Below are 16,549 nucleotides of genomic sequence, written 5' to 3'. Positions count from 1 at the left end.
ACAAAAGAGCGTGCCATGAACGAACCTTCTGCCAGCCCCGAAAATGACCAGTCTCAGGTAAGCAACCTTTCACATGTAGACGTGGAGTTGGTCAAGGCTGAATTGGTGCGGATGCATCAAAGCTCTGCACAAAGTATTGAGGCGGAGGATGTGGAATTGGGGATGAGCGCCGCTGTGGATGTGAAAGCTTCCAATGCAGCAGTTCGCGATTCCATTGTTGGGTTGGTTCAGGCAGCGGAAGCGACCATGCAGGATAATCTCGTGGGGGCTGTCCGGGCTGAGACAATTTCTGTTAATGGCGTGGCAGGCGTGGTCGTGGCAGGAAACGTCGAATTCGGCAATGCCTACGCAGGCGTTGTGGCAGGCCGTGAAGTCCGCGGCGAGAAGATCGAGTCGATCATTCTGCTTTCCCGCAGGGTGGAAGGCAATGTGACCACGGTGATCGATACGCGCGGCGCGTTGATCGCAGGCCTGGTTGGCGGATTATTTGCAGGGATCATGTTATTGTTGGGCCGCATGTTGTTCGGCCGAAAGTAAATCAAATGTTCAGCGGAATAAGCCGCTTTGCAGAAATTCATTTTATAGGGTGAAGGTAACCGCGTGATCGCGGTGAGAGGCGCCCAAGGAGTAAAGATGGAAAAAGTAGTATTGAAGGCTTCCAAGCGTGAAGTAACAGGCAAGCAGGTGAAGGCATTGCGCCGCGATGGTCAGCTGCCCGCGGTGATCTATGGTCGTCACGTTGAGCCGATCGCTATTTCGCTTGAAGCGCACAGCACCGGACTTGTTTTTGCCAAATTGACATCGTCCACTCTCGTGACGATCGATGTGGACGGCACGGAATATGCCGCCCTCGTGCGCGAAAAGCAGCGCAACTATATCAAAGGTAATCTTACGCACATCGATTTCCTCGCTGTGGACTTGACCGAAAAGATCACCACGAAGGTGCACCTTACCTTTACTGGTGTTTCCTCCGCGGTGAAGGATTACAGCGCCGTGCTCGTACATCGCATGGAACAGCTCGAAGTGGAATGTTTGCCCACCGACCTGCCCGAGCGTATTCTTGTTGACATTTCCACCATTAAGGAAATCGGCAACAGCATCCGCGTTCGCGATATTGCTCTTCCCGAGAATGTGGCTGTGTTGGAAGATGCCGATGAGATTGTGATCATCGCCACCCTCGCCAAGGAAGAAGTCGCTGAAGAAGGCGCCGTGGTTCCAGGCGTTGAAGCCGCCGCTCCTGGCCTTAGCGTGGAACGTGGTAAGAAAGACGAAGAAGGCGCAGAAAAGAAGTAAGCTTTGCTCGAATCAAAAACCGTCATCCATTGGATGGCGGTTTTTTTTGTTGGCAAAACGACATATCTTATAAAGAAATTACGGATACAACATCACTTCCATGGTGTAGATGTAGACATATTTTTTGAGATCGGGATCGCTGATAGTGATGTCGGGGTTATCCTGACGAAGGCTGAGACGTGCGAGCGTGGGTTCAGTGACCTTGTAGGGGAGTGTGGTTTCGAATTCCTGCGTATCGATGCCATTGAAATCAAGCACCCGCGATGAGATGACTTCGCCGTCGGGAAGCATCAATTCGAGAAAGGCGGGCTGTTCGTTGACGGGCCAGAAACGTCCTTTCAGGTTGATGACGCCGCCGAAAATCTCATCCCCATCTTCCAATCCTGCATACATGATGCGTTCGTAGATCATGTTCCCAAGCGGGTTGATCTGATTGGTGCCAATGGAATACAAAAGCACGGGCATGGTGTTAAGTGCCTGAATGCGTCCGTGGTCATCTTTTGAGCTGATACGGATGTAGCCTTTTTCAGAAACGGCCCGTGTTTCAAATGAAAGTTCAAAGCTGCGATAGTTACCTGCAAGATTGCGCTGAACACGTTCCAGCACCCGTTCGAGCACGCGGCCATCTTCACCAAGCAGATCCACTTGTACGATCTCGCTTTCGCCTGCGATGAGGATCACTTGTAAATTGATCGGGGAAACAAGGCTGGACATCGGCCCCGGCGACAGGAAGTGGATCTCTGCGAAATCGACAAATCCCGCGGCGACAGTGGGTGTGGCGGAGGGCAGTGGAGTGGTCGGGATGGGTGTTTCGGTGGGGATGAGTGTTTCCGTTGGCGGAATGGTGGTGGGAGCCAGCGCGCTGGCGGTGGCGAAGGCGGCCTGACCAGTCAACGCGACAACGGTTGGAAGTGAATTGGCAGAATCCGCTGTGGGCGCTGACTCTGTCAATTGCGAGCAGGCAGATAACAGCGTAAGTAGGGAGGCGAGAAGGATGAGGTATTTTTTCATGGGCTACAGGAATCACTGTCCCGCAGGCAGGGATGGAATTCGGTTAAATTTCCAAACTGCCTGCGGGACAAATTTTTTACAGACCGTAAATGTCGCTGTATTTCTTTGTCAAATAGCGGACGTAAGCGGCTGCATCGATCTTGGAGCCGGTGACTTTTTGAACGAGATCCTGCGGGTCATATTTTTGGCCGAAGATGTGAATCTTCCCACGCAGCCAGTTTAGCAGGGAGTCGAACTTGCCCATGCGGATCTGATCGTCGAGGTCTTTGATATCTTTGTTGATCTTTTCCCACAACTGCGCCGAGACGAGGTTGCCGAGTGCGTAGGTGGAGAAGTATCCCATTAAGCCATTCGACCAGTGGACATCCTGCAAAACACCATGCGCGTCATCCGGGGGAACGATGCCGAGATAATCCTGCATCTTCGAATTCCAAATTTCGGGCATGTCTTTGATCGCAAATTTACCTTCGATCATGCCGATCTCGAGTTCGAGGCGCAGCATGACGTGCAGGTTATAGGTGGCTTCATCGGCATTCACGCGGATGAGCGAAGGCTCGACCTTGTTGATGCCTTTGTAGAATGTCTTGAGGCTGATGCCATCCAACTGGGATGGGAAAGTCTTTTTCATTTCAGGGAAGAAATGTTCCCAGAATGGAAGCGAACGGCCAACCAGGTTTTCCCACATGCGCGATTGTGATTCGTGCACCGCGAGCGAGGTGCCGCCTGCGAGGGGAGTGCGTTCGTAGGCGGGGTTGCTGCCCTGCTCGTACATTGCGTGACCTGCTTCATGCATCGCGCTGAAAAGAGTAGACAACGGATTGTTGGGTTCAAAGCGATTGGTGATGCGGGTATCGTTTACACTGAAAGTGGTTTGGAACGGATGCGGGGCTTTGTCCTGTCTGCCGCGGCTCCACTCATAACCGAACTTGGTAATGATCTTTTCGCCGAAATCCCAGACCTTTTTTTCATTGTATTTCTTGAAGAGGAAATCATCCTTGACCTGTTTGGCAGATCGGATGGCCTTGAGCAGTTTCACCTGCTGTGGGCGCAAATGATCGAAGATCTCTTTTACATCGGCGGTCTTCATGCCCGGTTCGTAGTCATCAAGCAGAACATCGTAGGGATGGTCTGCGGGCGGGAAGAAGGAAATATATTTCTGGGTCATTTCCACGACGCGTTCGAGATGCGGCTGGAAGATGGAGAAATCGGATTTGCCTTTTGCTTCGACCCAGACATCAAACGCCTTGGCGGTGACGATGGCCTGTTCAGCGACAAATGAGGCGGGCACGCGGGTGGATTTTTCGTAATTGCGCGCAGTGACACGGATCAGTGCGGCTTCATCCGAATCCTTATCGGTGAATTCTTTTTTGAGTTCATCGAGTAGTTTCCCGACTTTATCGGAAGTTGATTTTTCGTGGGCGATCTTGCCCAGCGTGGAAAGCTGTTGGCCTCGGGCTTCACTGCCGCCGGGCGGCATGCTTACATTTTGATCCCATTCCAGCACCGATGCCGCGTGGTACAGGTCACGAACTTCTCCGAGGATTTCCTTTAGTTCATTCAATTTTTCAGACACAAAAACCTCCAGATTTATTTATTGCATGACTTTACAACAAATTGTATTGAATTGTAAGTCAGGGGTGATTCTGAGTGGGAATTGTAATTAATTTCCGCTTTGGTTGATTTTATCCCATGGGGGAGTGATTTGGCATCCCTCCCGCGTAGGGATTATGGCATAAACAATCTGCAGACTTTTGAGGGAATTTTTCTAAATTTGTGAAACCTGCGGATAAAAAAACAGCCATCCTTTTCAGAAGTGGCTGTTGCAAAAGTCAGTTTATGGGCATTTGCGGTGCTCGCCCGCACCGTCATCCAAAATTTCCACGGTGACGCCTTCGCGTACCTCCACGGTGGTCACTTCAGGTTCGCCAGACACTTCCAAATCATAAACGGTGTAGGTGCCAGGATAAAGCCAGACCATGTTATCGGGCTGGTCGAACGAGGAAAGCAGGATAACCTCGGCGGGCAGGATATACATTTGATGATGGGTACAGTTTCGCAAATAGGCCGGGGTGGGCCACTCGGTGGTGGTGAATTCGGGCAAGGTCTTCAGGTCGCCGTCCACTTTTGAATATTGCGTTTGAATGGAGATCCAGCCTTTTTGATCGGAATTCGGGATGACGATCTGCACCCAGTTTGAAAGTACATCGCGGGCAATGACCGGGGCGCTCGTATCTTTGTACAGCACGCCGATGGGATTGAACGCCATGTCCGGTCCGCGGCGGATGAAGATATTGCCCTTGACCGCGCTAATGACGACCCGTGGCTGGGTCGTTGCTGTCGGGGAGATCTCTGTCGCTGTGGCAGGGACAGTTGTCGGCGTGCTGGTTGCGGTCGCCGCAGGCTGTTCCGCGATTGCCACCGTTTCGATATCCTGCGGGGTGGGGAGCGCGGGAGGCGCGTCCACCCTGACTTGCATACATGCCTGAAGCAGCATAATGGTCAGGGTGGCGGTGAGTATCCTTCGTTGTATTTGGGATGACTTGATCATTCACTTGCCTATTCGTAACGCAGGGCTTCCACGGGTTCCAGGTTTGCCGCGCGGCTGGCGGGATAGATCCCAAAGAACAGGCCAATGACAGCAGAGAAACTTGTTGAAAGCAAAATGGCATCCGTTCCGACAATCGGTACGAAGTTGTTTCCTGTTGCGGTGGCAACCTGTCCCACCGTGAATGCGATCAGCCAGCCAAACATGACGCCGATGATGCCGCCGATCAAACTCAACAGGGAGGATTCGGTGAGGAATTGCAGGAGGATGTCCTTTTTGCGCGCACCCAACGCCTTGCGCAGACCAATCTCGCGAGTGCGTTCTGTGACGGAAACGAGCATGATGTTCATGATGCCAATGCCGCCCACGAGCAGGGAAATACCCGCGATACCGCCGAGGAAGATGGTGAGAACGCCGGTGATGGTTTCGAAAGTTTGCAGGAAGTCCTGTTGTGTGAAGACGGTGAAATCGTCATCGCCAATAGGGGTGCGGTGGCGCTGACGTAAAATGTTCGAAATCTCATCCGCGGCCTGAGGCACCGACTCTGCGGTGGTGGCCTGCACGAAGAGTACATCAATTTCATCGAGCGAACTGCGTTTGATCAGGCGTGCCTGCGCCGTGGTGAATGGAATATATGCGCTGTTATCTTCGCTGCCGAACGCGCCGCCGCCTTTTGCCACCAATACGCCGATGATGCGAAACGGCTGACCTTCAATACGAATCGTTTCGCCGACGATTCCATCAGAATGACCAAAGATGGCGATTGCGGTTTCAGGGCCAAGCACCACGACAGACATTCTTCCGAGGATGTGTTCTTCATTAATGAATTCGCCTTCGGCAAGTTCGAGGTTGCGAACAGGGGCATACCCCGGTGTAACGCCTGAGATCGTCGTGGTGGTGTTTTCACCTGAAAATGTGATCGTCCCATTGCCTTGAATGGCGGGGGCCACAAGGTCAACAGAAGGGGCTGCCAGTGGGTCAGCGATCGCTTCAGCATCTGAGAGGGTGAGAGGGCGGTCATTATTTCCACTTCCACCGCTGCCAGGTCCTCCGGGAGGTCCATCTGCGCTGCCCCTGAATACGAATAATAGATTTGTACCAATGCTGCTGATGGAACCGGTGATGGAAGCCTGTGCGCCATTACCGACTGCAAGCATGGCGATTACTGCCGCCACGCCGATGACAATGCCGAGCACGGTCAGGCCGGAGCGCATTTTGTTGCCATTCAAACTTTCAATGGCTTCGAGAAGGGCTTGTGTAAAGTTCATGTTTTCATCCCTTCCTTGTCAGTTCGGAAGCTGGGTCAAGTTCACCGTCACGCAGGCGAATGACACGTTGGGTTTGTTCGGCAATCAATGGATCATGCGTGACGATGATCAATGTGGTGCCGCGGTCCTTGTTGAGATTGAGCAAAAGATTCATGATCTCTTTGCCAACTTTGGAATCGAGATTTCCTGTTGGCTCATCGGCCATGATGATGGCGGGGTTGTTCACAAGCGAACGGGCTACAGCCACACGCTGCTGCTGTCCGCCTGAAAGTTCGTAGGGACGATGCGTCATACGGTCTTTTAATCCAACCGCCTCGAGGGCGGCTTGTGCGCGTTCGCGGCGGCCTTCGGTAAGCCCTGCATAACGCAATGGCAGTTCAACATTTCCCAAAGCGGTCAGGCGCGAGAGCAGGTTGAAACTTTGAAAGACGAATCCGACCTTGCGGTTGCGCACACTGGCAAGCTGGTCGTCATTCATTTCACCGACCGATTCTCCGTCCAGAATGTATTCGCCTGAGGTGGGTCTATCCAAACAGCCCAGTGTGTTCATCATAGTGGATTTGCCCGAGCCGGAAGGTCCCATAATGGAGACCACTTCGCCGCGCTCGATCGTAAACGATACGCCGCGCAGCGCCTGCACGTCAAACTCGCCCATCTTATATGTTTTCGTAAGATTGCGGGCTTCGATCACCAAATCCATGTTAGCCTCCAAACGGCCCGCCATTATTGGATGGTGGATTCAAAATGATTTGATCGCCTTCCTTGATATCGCCTCCAACCAGCACACTCATTGTGTCGGATGAAGTGCCGAGCTTGATCTTGACCTGTACAGGCTGGCCGTCAACAAGCACGTACACCACTCGTTCACCATCCACCAACCTCACTGCCCGATTGGGAATCAGCAATACATCTTTTTGTTCTTCGATGACGACATTGACGGCAGCGGTCATGCCGGGTTTGACGAGTTCATCAGCATCGGTCAATTCAACCGTAACCGTAAAGCTGACAACGCCCTGCACCGTATCACCGGCCTGTCCCACTTCCACCACCTTGCCGTGATATTCCTTCGTGAGGATGGCATCAAATGTCAATGTGGCAGGCTGGCCGATGGTGACGTTATTGATGTCCACTTCGGAGACCTGCAAATCAACCAGCATGTGAGAGACATCGTCAATGCGAAAGGCTACTGTACCGGCGGTGACTTGATCTCCAATGGAGGGTTCAGCCTGGGTAATGGTTCCATCAAATGGAGCGATGATATGCGCCATATTCAAGGTGGATTGCGCTGCGGCGATTCGTCCTTCAGCTGCGGCCAGGTCGGCGGGGTCTACGCCATTTTGCAGGCGGTCCAAATTGCGGCGCGCATCTTTGAGTTGGGCTTCTGCCAGGGCAAGTTTTTCATCGGCATCTGCGATAGTCTCGGCGTCTGCATATCCTTTATATGTGCGGACTTTGGGGACTCCTCGCACGAGATAGGTCTCGGTGATCGAGATCAAACCGTTTAATTCAAGGCGGTAATTATAGGCCTTCTTATAAGCTTCCTCGGCGGTATCCACTGCGCGCAGGGCTTGTGCGCGGGCAGTATCTGAAGAAAGTAAATCTTCCAACGCCTTTTTTGCACTGGCAAGGTCTGATTCTGCGAGGATCACACTTTGGTTGAGGGAATTCTTATCGAGGCTGGCCAGTATTTCGTCGCGTTTGACCGGGGTTCCAACTTCCTTGTAAATGTCTTTGACAACGCCCGTCGTCTGCCAGATAAGTATGGCGCTTTGCCTCGCGCGGACACTGCCCGTGGCGCCAACCATAGCTACGAGGTTGCCACGTTCTACCGCCGCGGTTTGGAATAGGGGTTCCGCACTTCCTCTTGTGCTAAAAAATACAACTGCGAGCACAACAGCCGCAACAACACCTATGATGATCCATGCTCTGCGGGAGATCTTTGTAAAAAATTGTTTCATTGTGATTTATCCTCCAGGAAGACAGTCCATCTGCTTCCGTGTATTCTTACTTTTTTAACTTGATAAGTTTAACCAATTAATATGTAGAAATTGTGCAGGTTTTATTGTTTCTATTCTAATTTAGGAATACGAAAAGGCGCCTTTTTGGATGTAGGAATTAAGAAATGTCTAATGATAAAATTGTGACGATTGTCATCGGGTTTGGTGACATATAAGCCTGTGTCTGAACAAGTAGATTTAGTATCATCTATAACAGGTCGTAAAACTTTATATGTAGTGGAACCTTTTTTTGGTTTCTGGAGGCATTATGCAGGCTGTTCCCAGCGAATTCTTGGCTATCGACCGCAAAGAACGCGCCAATCGTCCTTTTTTTGACCTTGATCTACGTCCGGCAGAAGTACGTACTTGCGATTTTGAAGATGTAGTCATTGAATTTGATCCCGAACGCGCGATGGTTGAAGCCGCGCGTTGTATTCATTGTCCGGACCCCGCCCCCTGCATGGTGGCCTGCCCAACAGCCAATGATATTCCTTCTGCCATGTGGCTGATCGAGCAGGGACGTTTTGTGGAAGCTGCCGGTATTTATCATCAAACAAGTTCCCTTCCCGAAGTATGCGGGCGTGTCTGCCCGCACGAAGCTTTGTGCCAGGGTTCCTGTGTTTTGAACAAACATCATCAACCCGTGTTGTGTGGTGAATTGGAAGCGTTTACTGTGGATTATGAACGCCGCACACAAGGATATGTCATCCCCCTCGGAATCCCCACTGGAAAAAAGGTTGCAGTGATCGGCGCTGGCCCTGCTGGTTTGGGGTGTGCCGAAATGCTCGTTCAAAAAGGGTACGAAGTAACCATTTTTGAATCCAAGCCTGCGCCAGGCGGTTTGCTTGTGTATGGTATCCCCAATTTCAAACTTTCCAAGGAAGTTTGGGAGGAAAAATGGGGAGAGTTTGAGCGTGCCGGTGTGAAGTTCGTTCCCAATACCTATATTGGCAAAGATAAAACCATTGACGGTCTTTTCGAAGAAGGCTTCGAAGCCGTTTTCATCGGGGTCGGCTCTGAGATCGATGCGAAAATGGAAGATACTCCGGGCACGAATCTCCCCGGTGTTTACGAAGCGACAGATTTCCTCATCCGCGGCAACGTGGATCGTGACCAGCTTCCCGAAAATATGCGCGAGCCATTGGAAGTGGGCAAGCGCGTTGTTGTCATCGGCGGCGGTGATACAGCCTCCGATTGTTTGCGTACAGCCCTGAGACTTGGCTCCAAAGATGTGACCTGTCTCTATCGCCGTACTGAAAAGGAAATGCCCGGCGGAAAGAAAGACCGCAAGATGGCTCGTGAAGAAGGCGCAAAATATCGCTTCCTTACCCAGCCGGTCAAATTCATCGCAGGGTCAGATGGACGACTTGCCGCCGTGGAATGCATCGAAATGAAACTTGGTGAACCTGACGCCAAGGGACGCCGCAAGCCTGTTCCGGTGGAAGGCTCCAATTTTAGCGTGGCCGCAGATACCGCCATTTTGGCGCTCGGTTATTGGCCTGATCCCATTCTCGGAAAAACCACTCCCGATCTCGAAGTTCATGATTGGGGTTTGATCACCGTAAAAGACAAGGCACGCGGCAACACATCGCGCCCGGGCGTATTCTCAGGCGGTGACTGTGTTACCGGCCCCGATCTTGTCGTCACAGCCATGGTCGGTGGAAGAAAAGCCGCATTGTCGATCGATGAGTACCTGAAAAATAAAAAATAACCTGTTGTGAGGGCAGGGTATAAAAGCAGGGCGGGGCGCGTAGCCCTGCCCTGCGCTTTTGTTACGTTGTGCCCGTACGGGTATAATCCAACCCATGTTTCAGCGCATCATACGCGGGCTTGAAATAACCCTTCTTTTGTTTATTCTCGCCGCGATTACTGGTTACAGCAACCCATCCCTTACAGATAAAATCGAAAAAGTACGCGCCTTCACGCGTCAGATCGAATTCAACTACATGGCATGGATGGGGAATGCTTCCATGCTCAAACTCCGCGCCGCATCCATTGGCGTGCCGTATACATTCGATCACGAAGCGCGGAAATTGATCGTCGCCGAATATCTGCGTGTTACCCAGTCCATTCTTGAAAAGGAATATCAGCTTCAGCAGATCTATGCCGATGTTGCAGTTACGGACAAGGAACTTGCTTCGCAGGAGTTACGCGCTGAGCTTGATGGTCTGTATGCCAGGCAAACAGAACTTGCCCCACTTGCCGAAGCAACCTTGCAGGAGCAGGTGAGTGTCATTCTTGCAGAGATTGGGCTTACCGCTGTGGGTCAGCCCGTGCCCAATGTTTGGTATCACTCCACACCGCTGCCATATGCGCTCATTGTTTCCCCTCGTGATCGAATCGAGCAGATCGCAAATATTTCCATCGATACCGATATTACATTGGATGAACAAGTTGTACTGGAAAATCATGTGGATGAGAACCTCAATACATCGTCTCTGGTGGTGCCGGTTGGGGGGGTGGGTGTTTACCCAACGATGGTCATGCGCAGTACGAATCTACCGTGGGTACTCAATACCATTTCGCATGAATGGATTCATAACTACCTCACCCTGCGCCCGCTTGGATTTTTATACGCCAACACGCCCGAACTTCGTACCATGAATGAGACGACCGCATCCATCGCTGGAAATGAGATCGGTGGACTCGTTATCGAACGCTTTTACCCTGAACTAAAAACCGCTTCGCACTTAACCTTGGGCCTGATCTCTGCGCCGTTTGACCACCCCGAACCCGGAGATTTTTTGCGCCCCCCGTTCGATTTCCGCGCGGAGATGCATGAAACCCGCACCACAGTGGATGCGATGCTGGCAGAGGGCAAGATCGAGGAAGCCGAGGCCTACATGGAAGCACGCCGTCTCATCTTCCTGCAAAATGGATATTTGCTTCGCAAGATCAACCAGGCTTATTTCGCCTTCTTCGGAGCCTATGCAGATTCACCCGGCGGCGCGGCGGGTGAAGACCCGGTTGGCCCTGCTGTGCGAGCCTTGCGTGAACAAAGCGATTCGCTGGCAGATTTCGTCAACACCATTTCATGGATGACGAAATTCGAGCAATTGCAGGAAGCGATCAAAAAATAATAGGCCGGAGCGCAGACTTCAATCTGCAATTCCGAATTTAGGTAACCATGAAACGAATTGTATTTATTTTGATATTCTCCATTGCAGGCATGATCGGTTTGAGTGCATGCGCTGCTGAAACCGAAGCCGCACCGACCATGACAGCAGTATTGCCAACCATGCCCAATACGCCTATTTCTGAATCCAGTTGCTCTGCGATCATTGTCGAGCCGACACCGACGCCGGGTGCGGATTCTTATTTTCCTCCCGTCAATGCGGCGGATTTTTCCTACGGTCCCGCCGATGCGCCTGTGACCATCGTTGAATATTGCGATTTTCAATCACCGGGCTGCAGTGCCACGGCGCTGGTCTTTGCTGAATTTCTGCGCAGTCAGGAAAATGTCCGCTTCATTTTTCGTCCCGTCCCATTGCTGGATGTGATGGACAAATCTGACAAGGCGACCATTGCAGCGATTGCAGCAGGGGAGCAGGACCAATTCTGGACGATGTATGATCTGCTTTACCTTCGCTATCCAGAGTGGGCAAACCTGGATCCAGATGCATTCAATGCCTGGGTATTGAGAGAAGCTGTCAATTTGGGGTTGGATGGCGAAAAACTCGAGGCGGCGATGAAGGCCCCAGAAACAGAAGCCAGCATGAGGTCCATGTATGAAGCGGGGAAGAAGCTGCGAATCCCCGCTGTGCCGCTGGTCCTCATCAATGGGACTCCGCAATCTGCCAATATCCTTAACTACCGTAACCTGAGTGACACGGTTGGTTTGATCGCGCTTGGGCAAAAACAGTTCAAAGAATGTCCGCCTTTTGATATTAACCCCGCGAAGCAATACATCGCCACGATCAAAACCGGGAAGGGTGATATTGTCATGCAGTTGTTTGCGGATAAGGCGCCGCTGGCGGTAAATTCGTTTGTGTTCCTTGCAAGGCAGGGATGGTTCGATGGTGTGACCTTTCACCGGGTGCTGCCTGGTTTTGTTGCGCAGGCGGGCGACCCGAGCGGTACAGGCAGGGGCAACCCTGGATATTTTTTCAATAATGAAGTCAGTGACTTGAAATTTGACAAACCTGGCATGGTGGGCATGGCGAACTCCGGGCCGAACTTAAATGGAAGTCAGTTCTTTATTACGTTTGGACCCGTTCCACACCTCGATGGCGGTTACACAATTTTCGGGCAGGTGATCAGCGGTTTGGATGTAGCCGAGCAATTAACACCGCGCGACCCGGATCAAGTCACCACGCTTGCGCCCGGAGATGAGATCCTCCGTGTGGAAATAGAAGAGAAATAATGCAAACACAAAAGACTCACTGGCCGTCAATTCTTATCGCGATCGTACTTGGTTTGAGCGCGGCATTTGTATTCCTGATCTCCGCGGCGGCGGGTGTCAGTTCGATATTCAGTCTTTTCACTGACGGCGCGGACCCAGCCGGTGAAATGATCGGCGCGTTTGCCTTTGGTTTTGAATTGCTGGTTCTGTTGGTGTGCGTGTGGTTCGTGCTGCAAAAGGCAATGGGACGTGAACAGGCAGACCATTCTTTCAAGTTTCCCTTTGCAGATTGGCAGATCCTTGCTGTGCTTGGGTTGGTTGGGATGTCTGTGGCGATCGGGGCGGGCGTGGCTTATACGGAGATCACCTGGCTAACGTGGTTGATTTTGCCAGTGCTGACTGTGTTTGTGATCGTGCCGCCGATCTTTATTTTCTTTGGCTTGGGCACAAGAGGATTTGAGTTTGGTTCGCGTTGGCGGGTCTTTGGCATTTTAGGTCTGGCAATGACTGTCGGCCCCGTGATCATGATCGTATTGGAAATTGTCATTCTGGTGGGAATCATAATTATCGGTGCGCTTGTGGTCGCTGTGTGGCAGCCTGCGCTTTTTGAAGAAATTCTAAGCATCAGCAAGATTATTCAACAGGAAACAAATCAAGATGTGATCCTAAGCCTGCTGGCTCCGTATATTTCGAATACGCTGGTGATCGCAACCCTTGTTGGTTATATAGGTTTTATTGTCCCGTTGATCGAGGAACTCCTGAAACCATTGGGCGTTTGGCTCTTTGCCCGCAAGATCGAATCGCCAGCGCAGGGATTTGCGATGGGGATGCTAAGCGGCGCGGCGTTTGCGCTGGTGGAAAGCCTCAACGCGAGTGGCAATGGGTCAACCGAATGGTCGGTGATCGTCAGCGTTCGCGCGGGCACAAGTCTTTTGCATATGGTGGCTTCGGGGTTGGTCGGATGGGGGATTGTCTCGGCGTTTCGCGAGAAACGTTATTTACGTTTGCCCGCCGCATATATCAGCGCCGTTGCCATTCACGGGCTTTGGAATTCATGCGCGATTGGCGCAGGCCTTTCAGCAGCCGGAGAATCGATTGGCAAACCTGAATGGCTTGCAGCATATACTCCATCCATGCTGGCGGGTATGCTCGTGCTTGGCATCGGGATGTTTGTGGTGCTGATCGCCTCGAATAAAAAATTGAACAGCAATCTGGTCCACGTTCCCGCCTTGCCGACGGAAAATGAAGAAAGAGAAGAAAAGGTACAATAACCGCATGATCGATTCAACCATTGCACATGATAGCGACCTCGTACAACTGGTCGGCCTGACCCACAAGCATTTTATCTTTTCACTCAAGGCTGGCGATGAACTTCACACGCACCGCGGCGTGATCAAACACAATGAACTGATCGGCATGCCGTGGGGCTCGCAGGTGTTCAGCCATACGGGCGCGCCATTCTTTTTGTTGCAGCCATCCATTGCGGATATTCTCAATGACCTGCCGCGCGCCACGCAGATCCTGTATCCGAAAGATATCGGTTACATTCTGATTCAAATGGGCGTTGCCCCCGGTCAGCGGGTGATGGAGGCAGGCACTGGCTCCGGCTCGATGACGATCGCGCTGGCAACGGCTGTCGGCCCGGATGGACGTGTGATCTCATACGAACAAAAACAGGATACGCAAACGCTGGCGAAGAAGAATCTGGAGCGGGTTGGCCTCGCTTCGCGCGTGGAATTCAAACTGCGCAACATTCAGGAAGGCTTCGATGAAACTGGTGTGGATGCCTTCTTCCTGGATGTGCAAAATCCCTACGATTACATTCCGCAGGTCCGCGCCGCGCTTAAGCCTGGCGGCTTTTTCTGCACTTTGATTCCCACATTTAATCAGGTTGAAAAGACGTTGATTGCATTGCGGAAGAATAAATTCGCTTTTGTGGAAGTTTGTGAACTGATGCTGCGTCATTACAAGGCTGACGCAGCCCGCATCCGACCGACCGATCGCATGGTTGCCCATACTGGATTTTTGATCTTCGGGAGAAGGATCGAACCCAATACCGATCCGCGCGGGAAGGAACTCGAAGAAGAGATCGGCATGGAAGAATAGCCGTTTCGATTGCGCTCAACGCGAATTTATTATTTGAAAAATGCAGGAGGTTCAATATGTTTCGTCGTAGAGGACAACGTATGTTTCGCGGAGGCAGGCAGGACGTTCCGCCGGTGCTCCAGCGGGCCAATCAATTGATGGCGTCTGGGGAATACGAGGAAGCTGCTTCCCTTTTCGCTGATCTTGGTCAACGCGCCGAGGATCGTTTTCCACACCGTGCGCCGTTTCTGTTCATTGAAGCTGGGCGTGCTGCCATTTTGGGCGGGCAGATAAAGACAGGTATTGCCCACCTGCGGCGTGGCCTGACCTTGTTCGCTTCGCAGGGACGCATGCATCGCATGCGGATGGTGGGGGAGCGTGCCATCGACGAATTGCAGACGCGAGGCCTGAACGCCGAAGCGGACGAGATCGCTGCGTTGTTAGGTGCCAATACCCCCGCAGTTGATTTGGTTGAAAAAGAAGCACCTGCCCCAATGAAAAAGCCTGTTCTGCCCACACATTGTCCCTCCTGCGGCGCAGCGGTGAGGCCCAATGAAGTTGAATGGCTTGATGAAGTTACCGCTGAGTGCGCTTATTGTGGAAGCCCTCTGCGCTAGTTTATAAAAATGAATCTATCTGAACAATACATTACCGAAAAACTTCAATCAGCCATGCAAACGGCGACTGATTCCGATGGCTATGCTGAGATCGCTATTAACCCAGAAACACGCCTGAAATGCGCTGCGGTGCTTTTGCCGCTGACTCAAGTCAATGGGGAATGGCATTTGCTGTTCACGCGTCGCACCGAAAGAGTGCAGTCACACAAGGGGCAGGTTTCCTTCCCCGGCGGCGCATGTGATGAAGGTGAGACCACGCCGGAACAAACTGCTCTGCGCGAAGCTGAGGAGGAGGTTGGTTTGCGGCCTGCCGACGTCAAGGTTCTCGGGAGACTCAGTCAATTGATAACCGTCACCAGCTTTCGGGTGAGTCCGATCGTGGGGGTCATCCCATGGCCGTATACTTTTAAAGTGGCGGGTATCGAAGTGGCGCGTGTGTTTACAATTCCGCTTCTCTGGCTTTCAGATCGAAATAATTATTGGGAATTCCCCTTCGGTGGTTCTGACCGGTCTTTGATCGCATATCATCCCTACGATGGCGAATTGTTGTGGGGCGCGACTGCAAGGATGACAGTGACTTTTTTGAAGACGATCGAAACGCTTGCGAAGAAATAAGGCTACGAATTTTGCTCGAATGTGCCGTCAAGATTTAAATAAAATGTATCCACTTCAAGATGGGGGAAGAGACGCTTGATCTTGTCTTCGGCTTTATCCAGATCTTCTTCGTGACGTTCCTCGGTGCCGCCGGGGCCGTACATGCCGCAATCTTCATGGTTGATGAGAATGACCTTTGAAATTCCATGCAGGCGCGCGGCAATATCCACCTGACGAATGACATCGTATACATCGTAAACACCGCCCGCCATCACAGCGCGGTCATACGTGCCTTTTTCAAACTTGGTTTCGAGCCATTGGTTGATATACGATTGCAGGCGGTAGTCCATGCAATGAACGACGATGGCCTGACATTTGTGGGTCATGATGTTGATTCCTTTATGCGATTGTTAGATTGATTCGAAGGTTCCATCCAGGTGCAAATAGAAGGTCTCCACATGCAAAGCGGGGAAAAGAGCTTTGATCTTTGTCTGCGCATCTTGCAGGTCATGTTTGTGCCGTTTGTATGTGCCATCGCGGCCATAGGCGCGGCAATCTTCATGATTGATAAGACAAACTGTTTCAATGCTGTGGATCAGCACTGCGAGTTGGACATATTTCAAGACCATTTCGTAATCATGCACACCGCCCGCCAGTGAGATGATATCGAAGTTGTCATAGCCAAAACGGACCGTGATCCATGGCTGGAGGAATTTTTGCAGACGATAGTCCATACAGTGGACAACGAGTGCGTCACAATGAATGATTGGTTTTTTAGTTGACATAGCCTACCTGTA

17 protein-coding genes are annotated in these 16,549 nt (G+C 51.8%); 9 read left to right on the top strand and 8 right to left on the bottom strand.

Going from position 1 to position 16,549, the window contains the following annotated elements; all coding sequences use genetic code 11:
* Positions 1-15 precede the first annotated feature (15 nt).
* Both IPI86_RS15850 and IPI86_RS15845 read left to right on the top strand, forming a co-directional pair.
* Positions 16-537: a hypothetical protein gene (locus IPI86_RS15850; protein ID WP_345298987.1), complete on the top strand. Its 522-nt coding sequence runs from the start codon at positions 16-18 to the stop codon at positions 535-537.
* A 96-nt stretch (positions 538-633) separates the two neighbouring features.
* Positions 634-1,293, top strand: coding sequence for a 50S ribosomal protein L25 (locus tag IPI86_RS15845; RefSeq protein WP_345298986.1), 660 nt, complete (start codon positions 634-636; stop codon positions 1,291-1,293).
* A gap of 78 nt (positions 1,294-1,371) precedes the next feature.
* Here the strand turns inward: IPI86_RS15845 and IPI86_RS15840 are convergent, their stop codons facing one another.
* From IPI86_RS15840 to IPI86_RS15815, 6 genes are all read right to left on the bottom strand, one after another.
* Positions 1,372-2,304 (bottom strand): hypothetical protein, encoded by a 933-nt coding sequence (locus tag IPI86_RS15840; RefSeq protein ID WP_345298985.1) that lies wholly within the window; start codon positions 2,302-2,304, stop codon positions 1,372-1,374.
* A gap of 76 nt (positions 2,305-2,380) precedes the next feature.
* Positions 2,381-3,877 (bottom strand): carboxypeptidase M32, encoded by a 1,497-nt coding sequence (locus IPI86_RS15835; protein ID WP_345298984.1) that lies wholly within the window; start codon positions 3,875-3,877, stop codon positions 2,381-2,383.
* Positions 3,878-4,138: 261 nt separating this feature from the next.
* Positions 4,139-4,852: an SH3 domain-containing protein gene (locus tag IPI86_RS15830; RefSeq protein ID WP_345298983.1), complete on the bottom strand. Its 714-nt coding sequence runs from the start codon at positions 4,850-4,852 to the stop codon at positions 4,139-4,141.
* A gap of 8 nt (positions 4,853-4,860) precedes the next feature.
* On the bottom strand, positions 4,861-6,117 hold the full coding sequence (locus IPI86_RS15825; RefSeq protein ID WP_345298982.1) for an ABC transporter permease: 1,257 nt from the start codon (positions 6,115-6,117) through the stop codon (positions 4,861-4,863).
* A 4-nt stretch (positions 6,118-6,121) separates the two neighbouring features.
* Positions 6,122-6,817, bottom strand: coding sequence for an ABC transporter ATP-binding protein (locus tag IPI86_RS15820; RefSeq protein WP_345298981.1), 696 nt, complete (start codon positions 6,815-6,817; stop codon positions 6,122-6,124).
* Between the two features lies 1 nt (position 6,818).
* Positions 6,819-8,075, bottom strand: coding sequence for an efflux RND transporter periplasmic adaptor subunit (locus IPI86_RS15815; RefSeq protein WP_345298980.1), 1,257 nt, complete (start codon positions 8,073-8,075; stop codon positions 6,819-6,821).
* A 307-nt stretch (positions 8,076-8,382) separates the two neighbouring features.
* Between IPI86_RS15815 and IPI86_RS15810 the strand changes: the two genes are divergently transcribed.
* The 7 genes from IPI86_RS15810 (at position 8,383) to IPI86_RS15780 (ending at position 15,773) form a co-directional block, all read left to right on the top strand.
* A complete protein-coding gene (locus IPI86_RS15810; RefSeq protein WP_345298979.1) occupies positions 8,383-9,825 on the top strand; it encodes an NAD(P)-dependent oxidoreductase in 1,443 nt (480 codons plus the stop codon).
* Positions 9,826-9,919: 94 nt separating this feature from the next.
* Positions 9,920-11,194 (top strand): hypothetical protein, encoded by a 1,275-nt coding sequence (locus IPI86_RS15805; protein ID WP_345298978.1) that lies wholly within the window; start codon positions 9,920-9,922, stop codon positions 11,192-11,194.
* 47 nt (positions 11,195-11,241) lie between these two features.
* Positions 11,242-12,477, top strand: a complete 1,236-nt coding sequence (locus IPI86_RS15800) for a peptidylprolyl isomerase (protein ID WP_345298977.1) — start codon at positions 11,242-11,244, stop codon at positions 12,475-12,477.
* On the top strand, positions 12,477-13,727 hold the full coding sequence (locus tag IPI86_RS15795; RefSeq protein ID WP_345298976.1) for a PrsW family glutamic-type intramembrane protease: 1,251 nt from the start codon (positions 12,477-12,479) through the stop codon (positions 13,725-13,727). The genes IPI86_RS15800 and IPI86_RS15795 overlap by 1 nt, the downstream gene beginning before the upstream one ends.
* A gap of 4 nt (positions 13,728-13,731) precedes the next feature.
* Complete coding sequence (locus IPI86_RS15790) at positions 13,732-14,562, top strand: tRNA (adenine-N1)-methyltransferase (RefSeq protein WP_345298975.1); 831 nt, start codon at positions 13,732-13,734, stop codon at positions 14,560-14,562.
* Positions 14,563-14,618: 56 nt separating this feature from the next.
* The gene (locus tag IPI86_RS15785) at positions 14,619-15,158 is read left to right on the top strand and encodes a hypothetical protein (protein ID WP_345298974.1); all 540 of its coding nucleotides are present in this window, start codon (positions 14,619-14,621) and stop codon (positions 15,156-15,158) included.
* A 9-nt stretch (positions 15,159-15,167) separates the two neighbouring features.
* Positions 15,168-15,773, top strand: coding sequence for a CoA pyrophosphatase (locus tag IPI86_RS15780; protein WP_345298973.1), 606 nt, complete (start codon positions 15,168-15,170; stop codon positions 15,771-15,773).
* A 2-nt stretch (positions 15,774-15,775) separates the two neighbouring features.
* On the opposite strand, the gene IPI86_RS15775 is transcribed toward IPI86_RS15780, so the two are convergent.
* Both IPI86_RS15775 and IPI86_RS15770 read right to left on the bottom strand, forming a co-directional pair.
* Complete coding sequence (locus IPI86_RS15775) at positions 15,776-16,138, bottom strand: carbonic anhydrase (protein WP_345298972.1); 363 nt, start codon at positions 16,136-16,138, stop codon at positions 15,776-15,778.
* A gap of 24 nt (positions 16,139-16,162) precedes the next feature.
* Positions 16,163-16,537: a carbonic anhydrase gene (locus tag IPI86_RS15770; RefSeq protein ID WP_345298971.1), complete on the bottom strand. Its 375-nt coding sequence runs from the start codon at positions 16,535-16,537 to the stop codon at positions 16,163-16,165.
* Positions 16,538-16,549 lie beyond the last annotated feature (12 nt).

This window comes from Candidatus Villigracilis affinis (assembly GCF_016705895.1).
Classification (GTDB): Bacteria; Chloroflexota; Anaerolineae; order Anaerolineales; family Villigracilaceae; genus Villigracilis; species Villigracilis affinis.
This window is presented reverse-complemented; position numbering and strand designations above follow the sequence as displayed.

Bases quoted from the DNA above. Each gene is read 5' to 3' on its own strand.
- IPI86_RS15850 (WP_345298987.1), top strand. From the start codon at position 16: ATGAACGAACCTTCTGCCAGCCCCGAAAATGACCAGTCTCAGGTAAGC.
- IPI86_RS15845 (WP_345298986.1), top strand. From the start codon at position 634: ATGGAAAAAGTAGTATTGAAGGCTTCCAAGCGTGAAGTAACAGGCAAG.
- IPI86_RS15840 (WP_345298985.1), bottom strand. From the start codon at position 2,304: ATGAAAAAATACCTCATCCTTCTCGCCTCCCTACTTACGCTGTTATCT.
- IPI86_RS15830 (WP_345298983.1), bottom strand. From the start codon at position 4,852: ATGATCAAGTCATCCCAAATACAACGAAGGATACTCACCGCCACCCTG.
- IPI86_RS15825 (WP_345298982.1), bottom strand. From the start codon at position 6,117: ATGAACTTTACACAAGCCCTTCTCGAAGCCATTGAAAGTTTGAATGGC.
- IPI86_RS15820 (WP_345298981.1), bottom strand. From the start codon at position 6,817: ATGGATTTGGTGATCGAAGCCCGCAATCTTACGAAAACATATAAGATG.
- IPI86_RS15815 (WP_345298980.1), bottom strand. From the start codon at position 8,075: ATGAAACAATTTTTTACAAAGATCTCCCGCAGAGCATGGATCATCATA.
- IPI86_RS15810 (WP_345298979.1), top strand. From the start codon at position 8,383: ATGCAGGCTGTTCCCAGCGAATTCTTGGCTATCGACCGCAAAGAACGC.
- IPI86_RS15805 (WP_345298978.1), top strand. From the start codon at position 9,920: ATGTTTCAGCGCATCATACGCGGGCTTGAAATAACCCTTCTTTTGTTT.
- IPI86_RS15800 (WP_345298977.1), top strand. From the start codon at position 11,242: ATGAAACGAATTGTATTTATTTTGATATTCTCCATTGCAGGCATGATC.
- IPI86_RS15795 (WP_345298976.1), top strand. From the start codon at position 12,477: ATGCAAACACAAAAGACTCACTGGCCGTCAATTCTTATCGCGATCGTA.
- IPI86_RS15790 (WP_345298975.1), top strand. From the start codon at position 13,732: ATGATCGATTCAACCATTGCACATGATAGCGACCTCGTACAACTGGTC.
- IPI86_RS15785 (WP_345298974.1), top strand. From the start codon at position 14,619: ATGTTTCGTCGTAGAGGACAACGTATGTTTCGCGGAGGCAGGCAGGAC.
- IPI86_RS15780 (WP_345298973.1), top strand. From the start codon at position 15,168: ATGAATCTATCTGAACAATACATTACCGAAAAACTTCAATCAGCCATG.
- IPI86_RS15775 (WP_345298972.1), bottom strand. From the start codon at position 16,138: ATGACCCACAAATGTCAGGCCATCGTCGTTCATTGCATGGACTACCGC.
- IPI86_RS15770 (WP_345298971.1), bottom strand. From the start codon at position 16,537: ATGTCAACTAAAAAACCAATCATTCATTGTGACGCACTCGTTGTCCAC.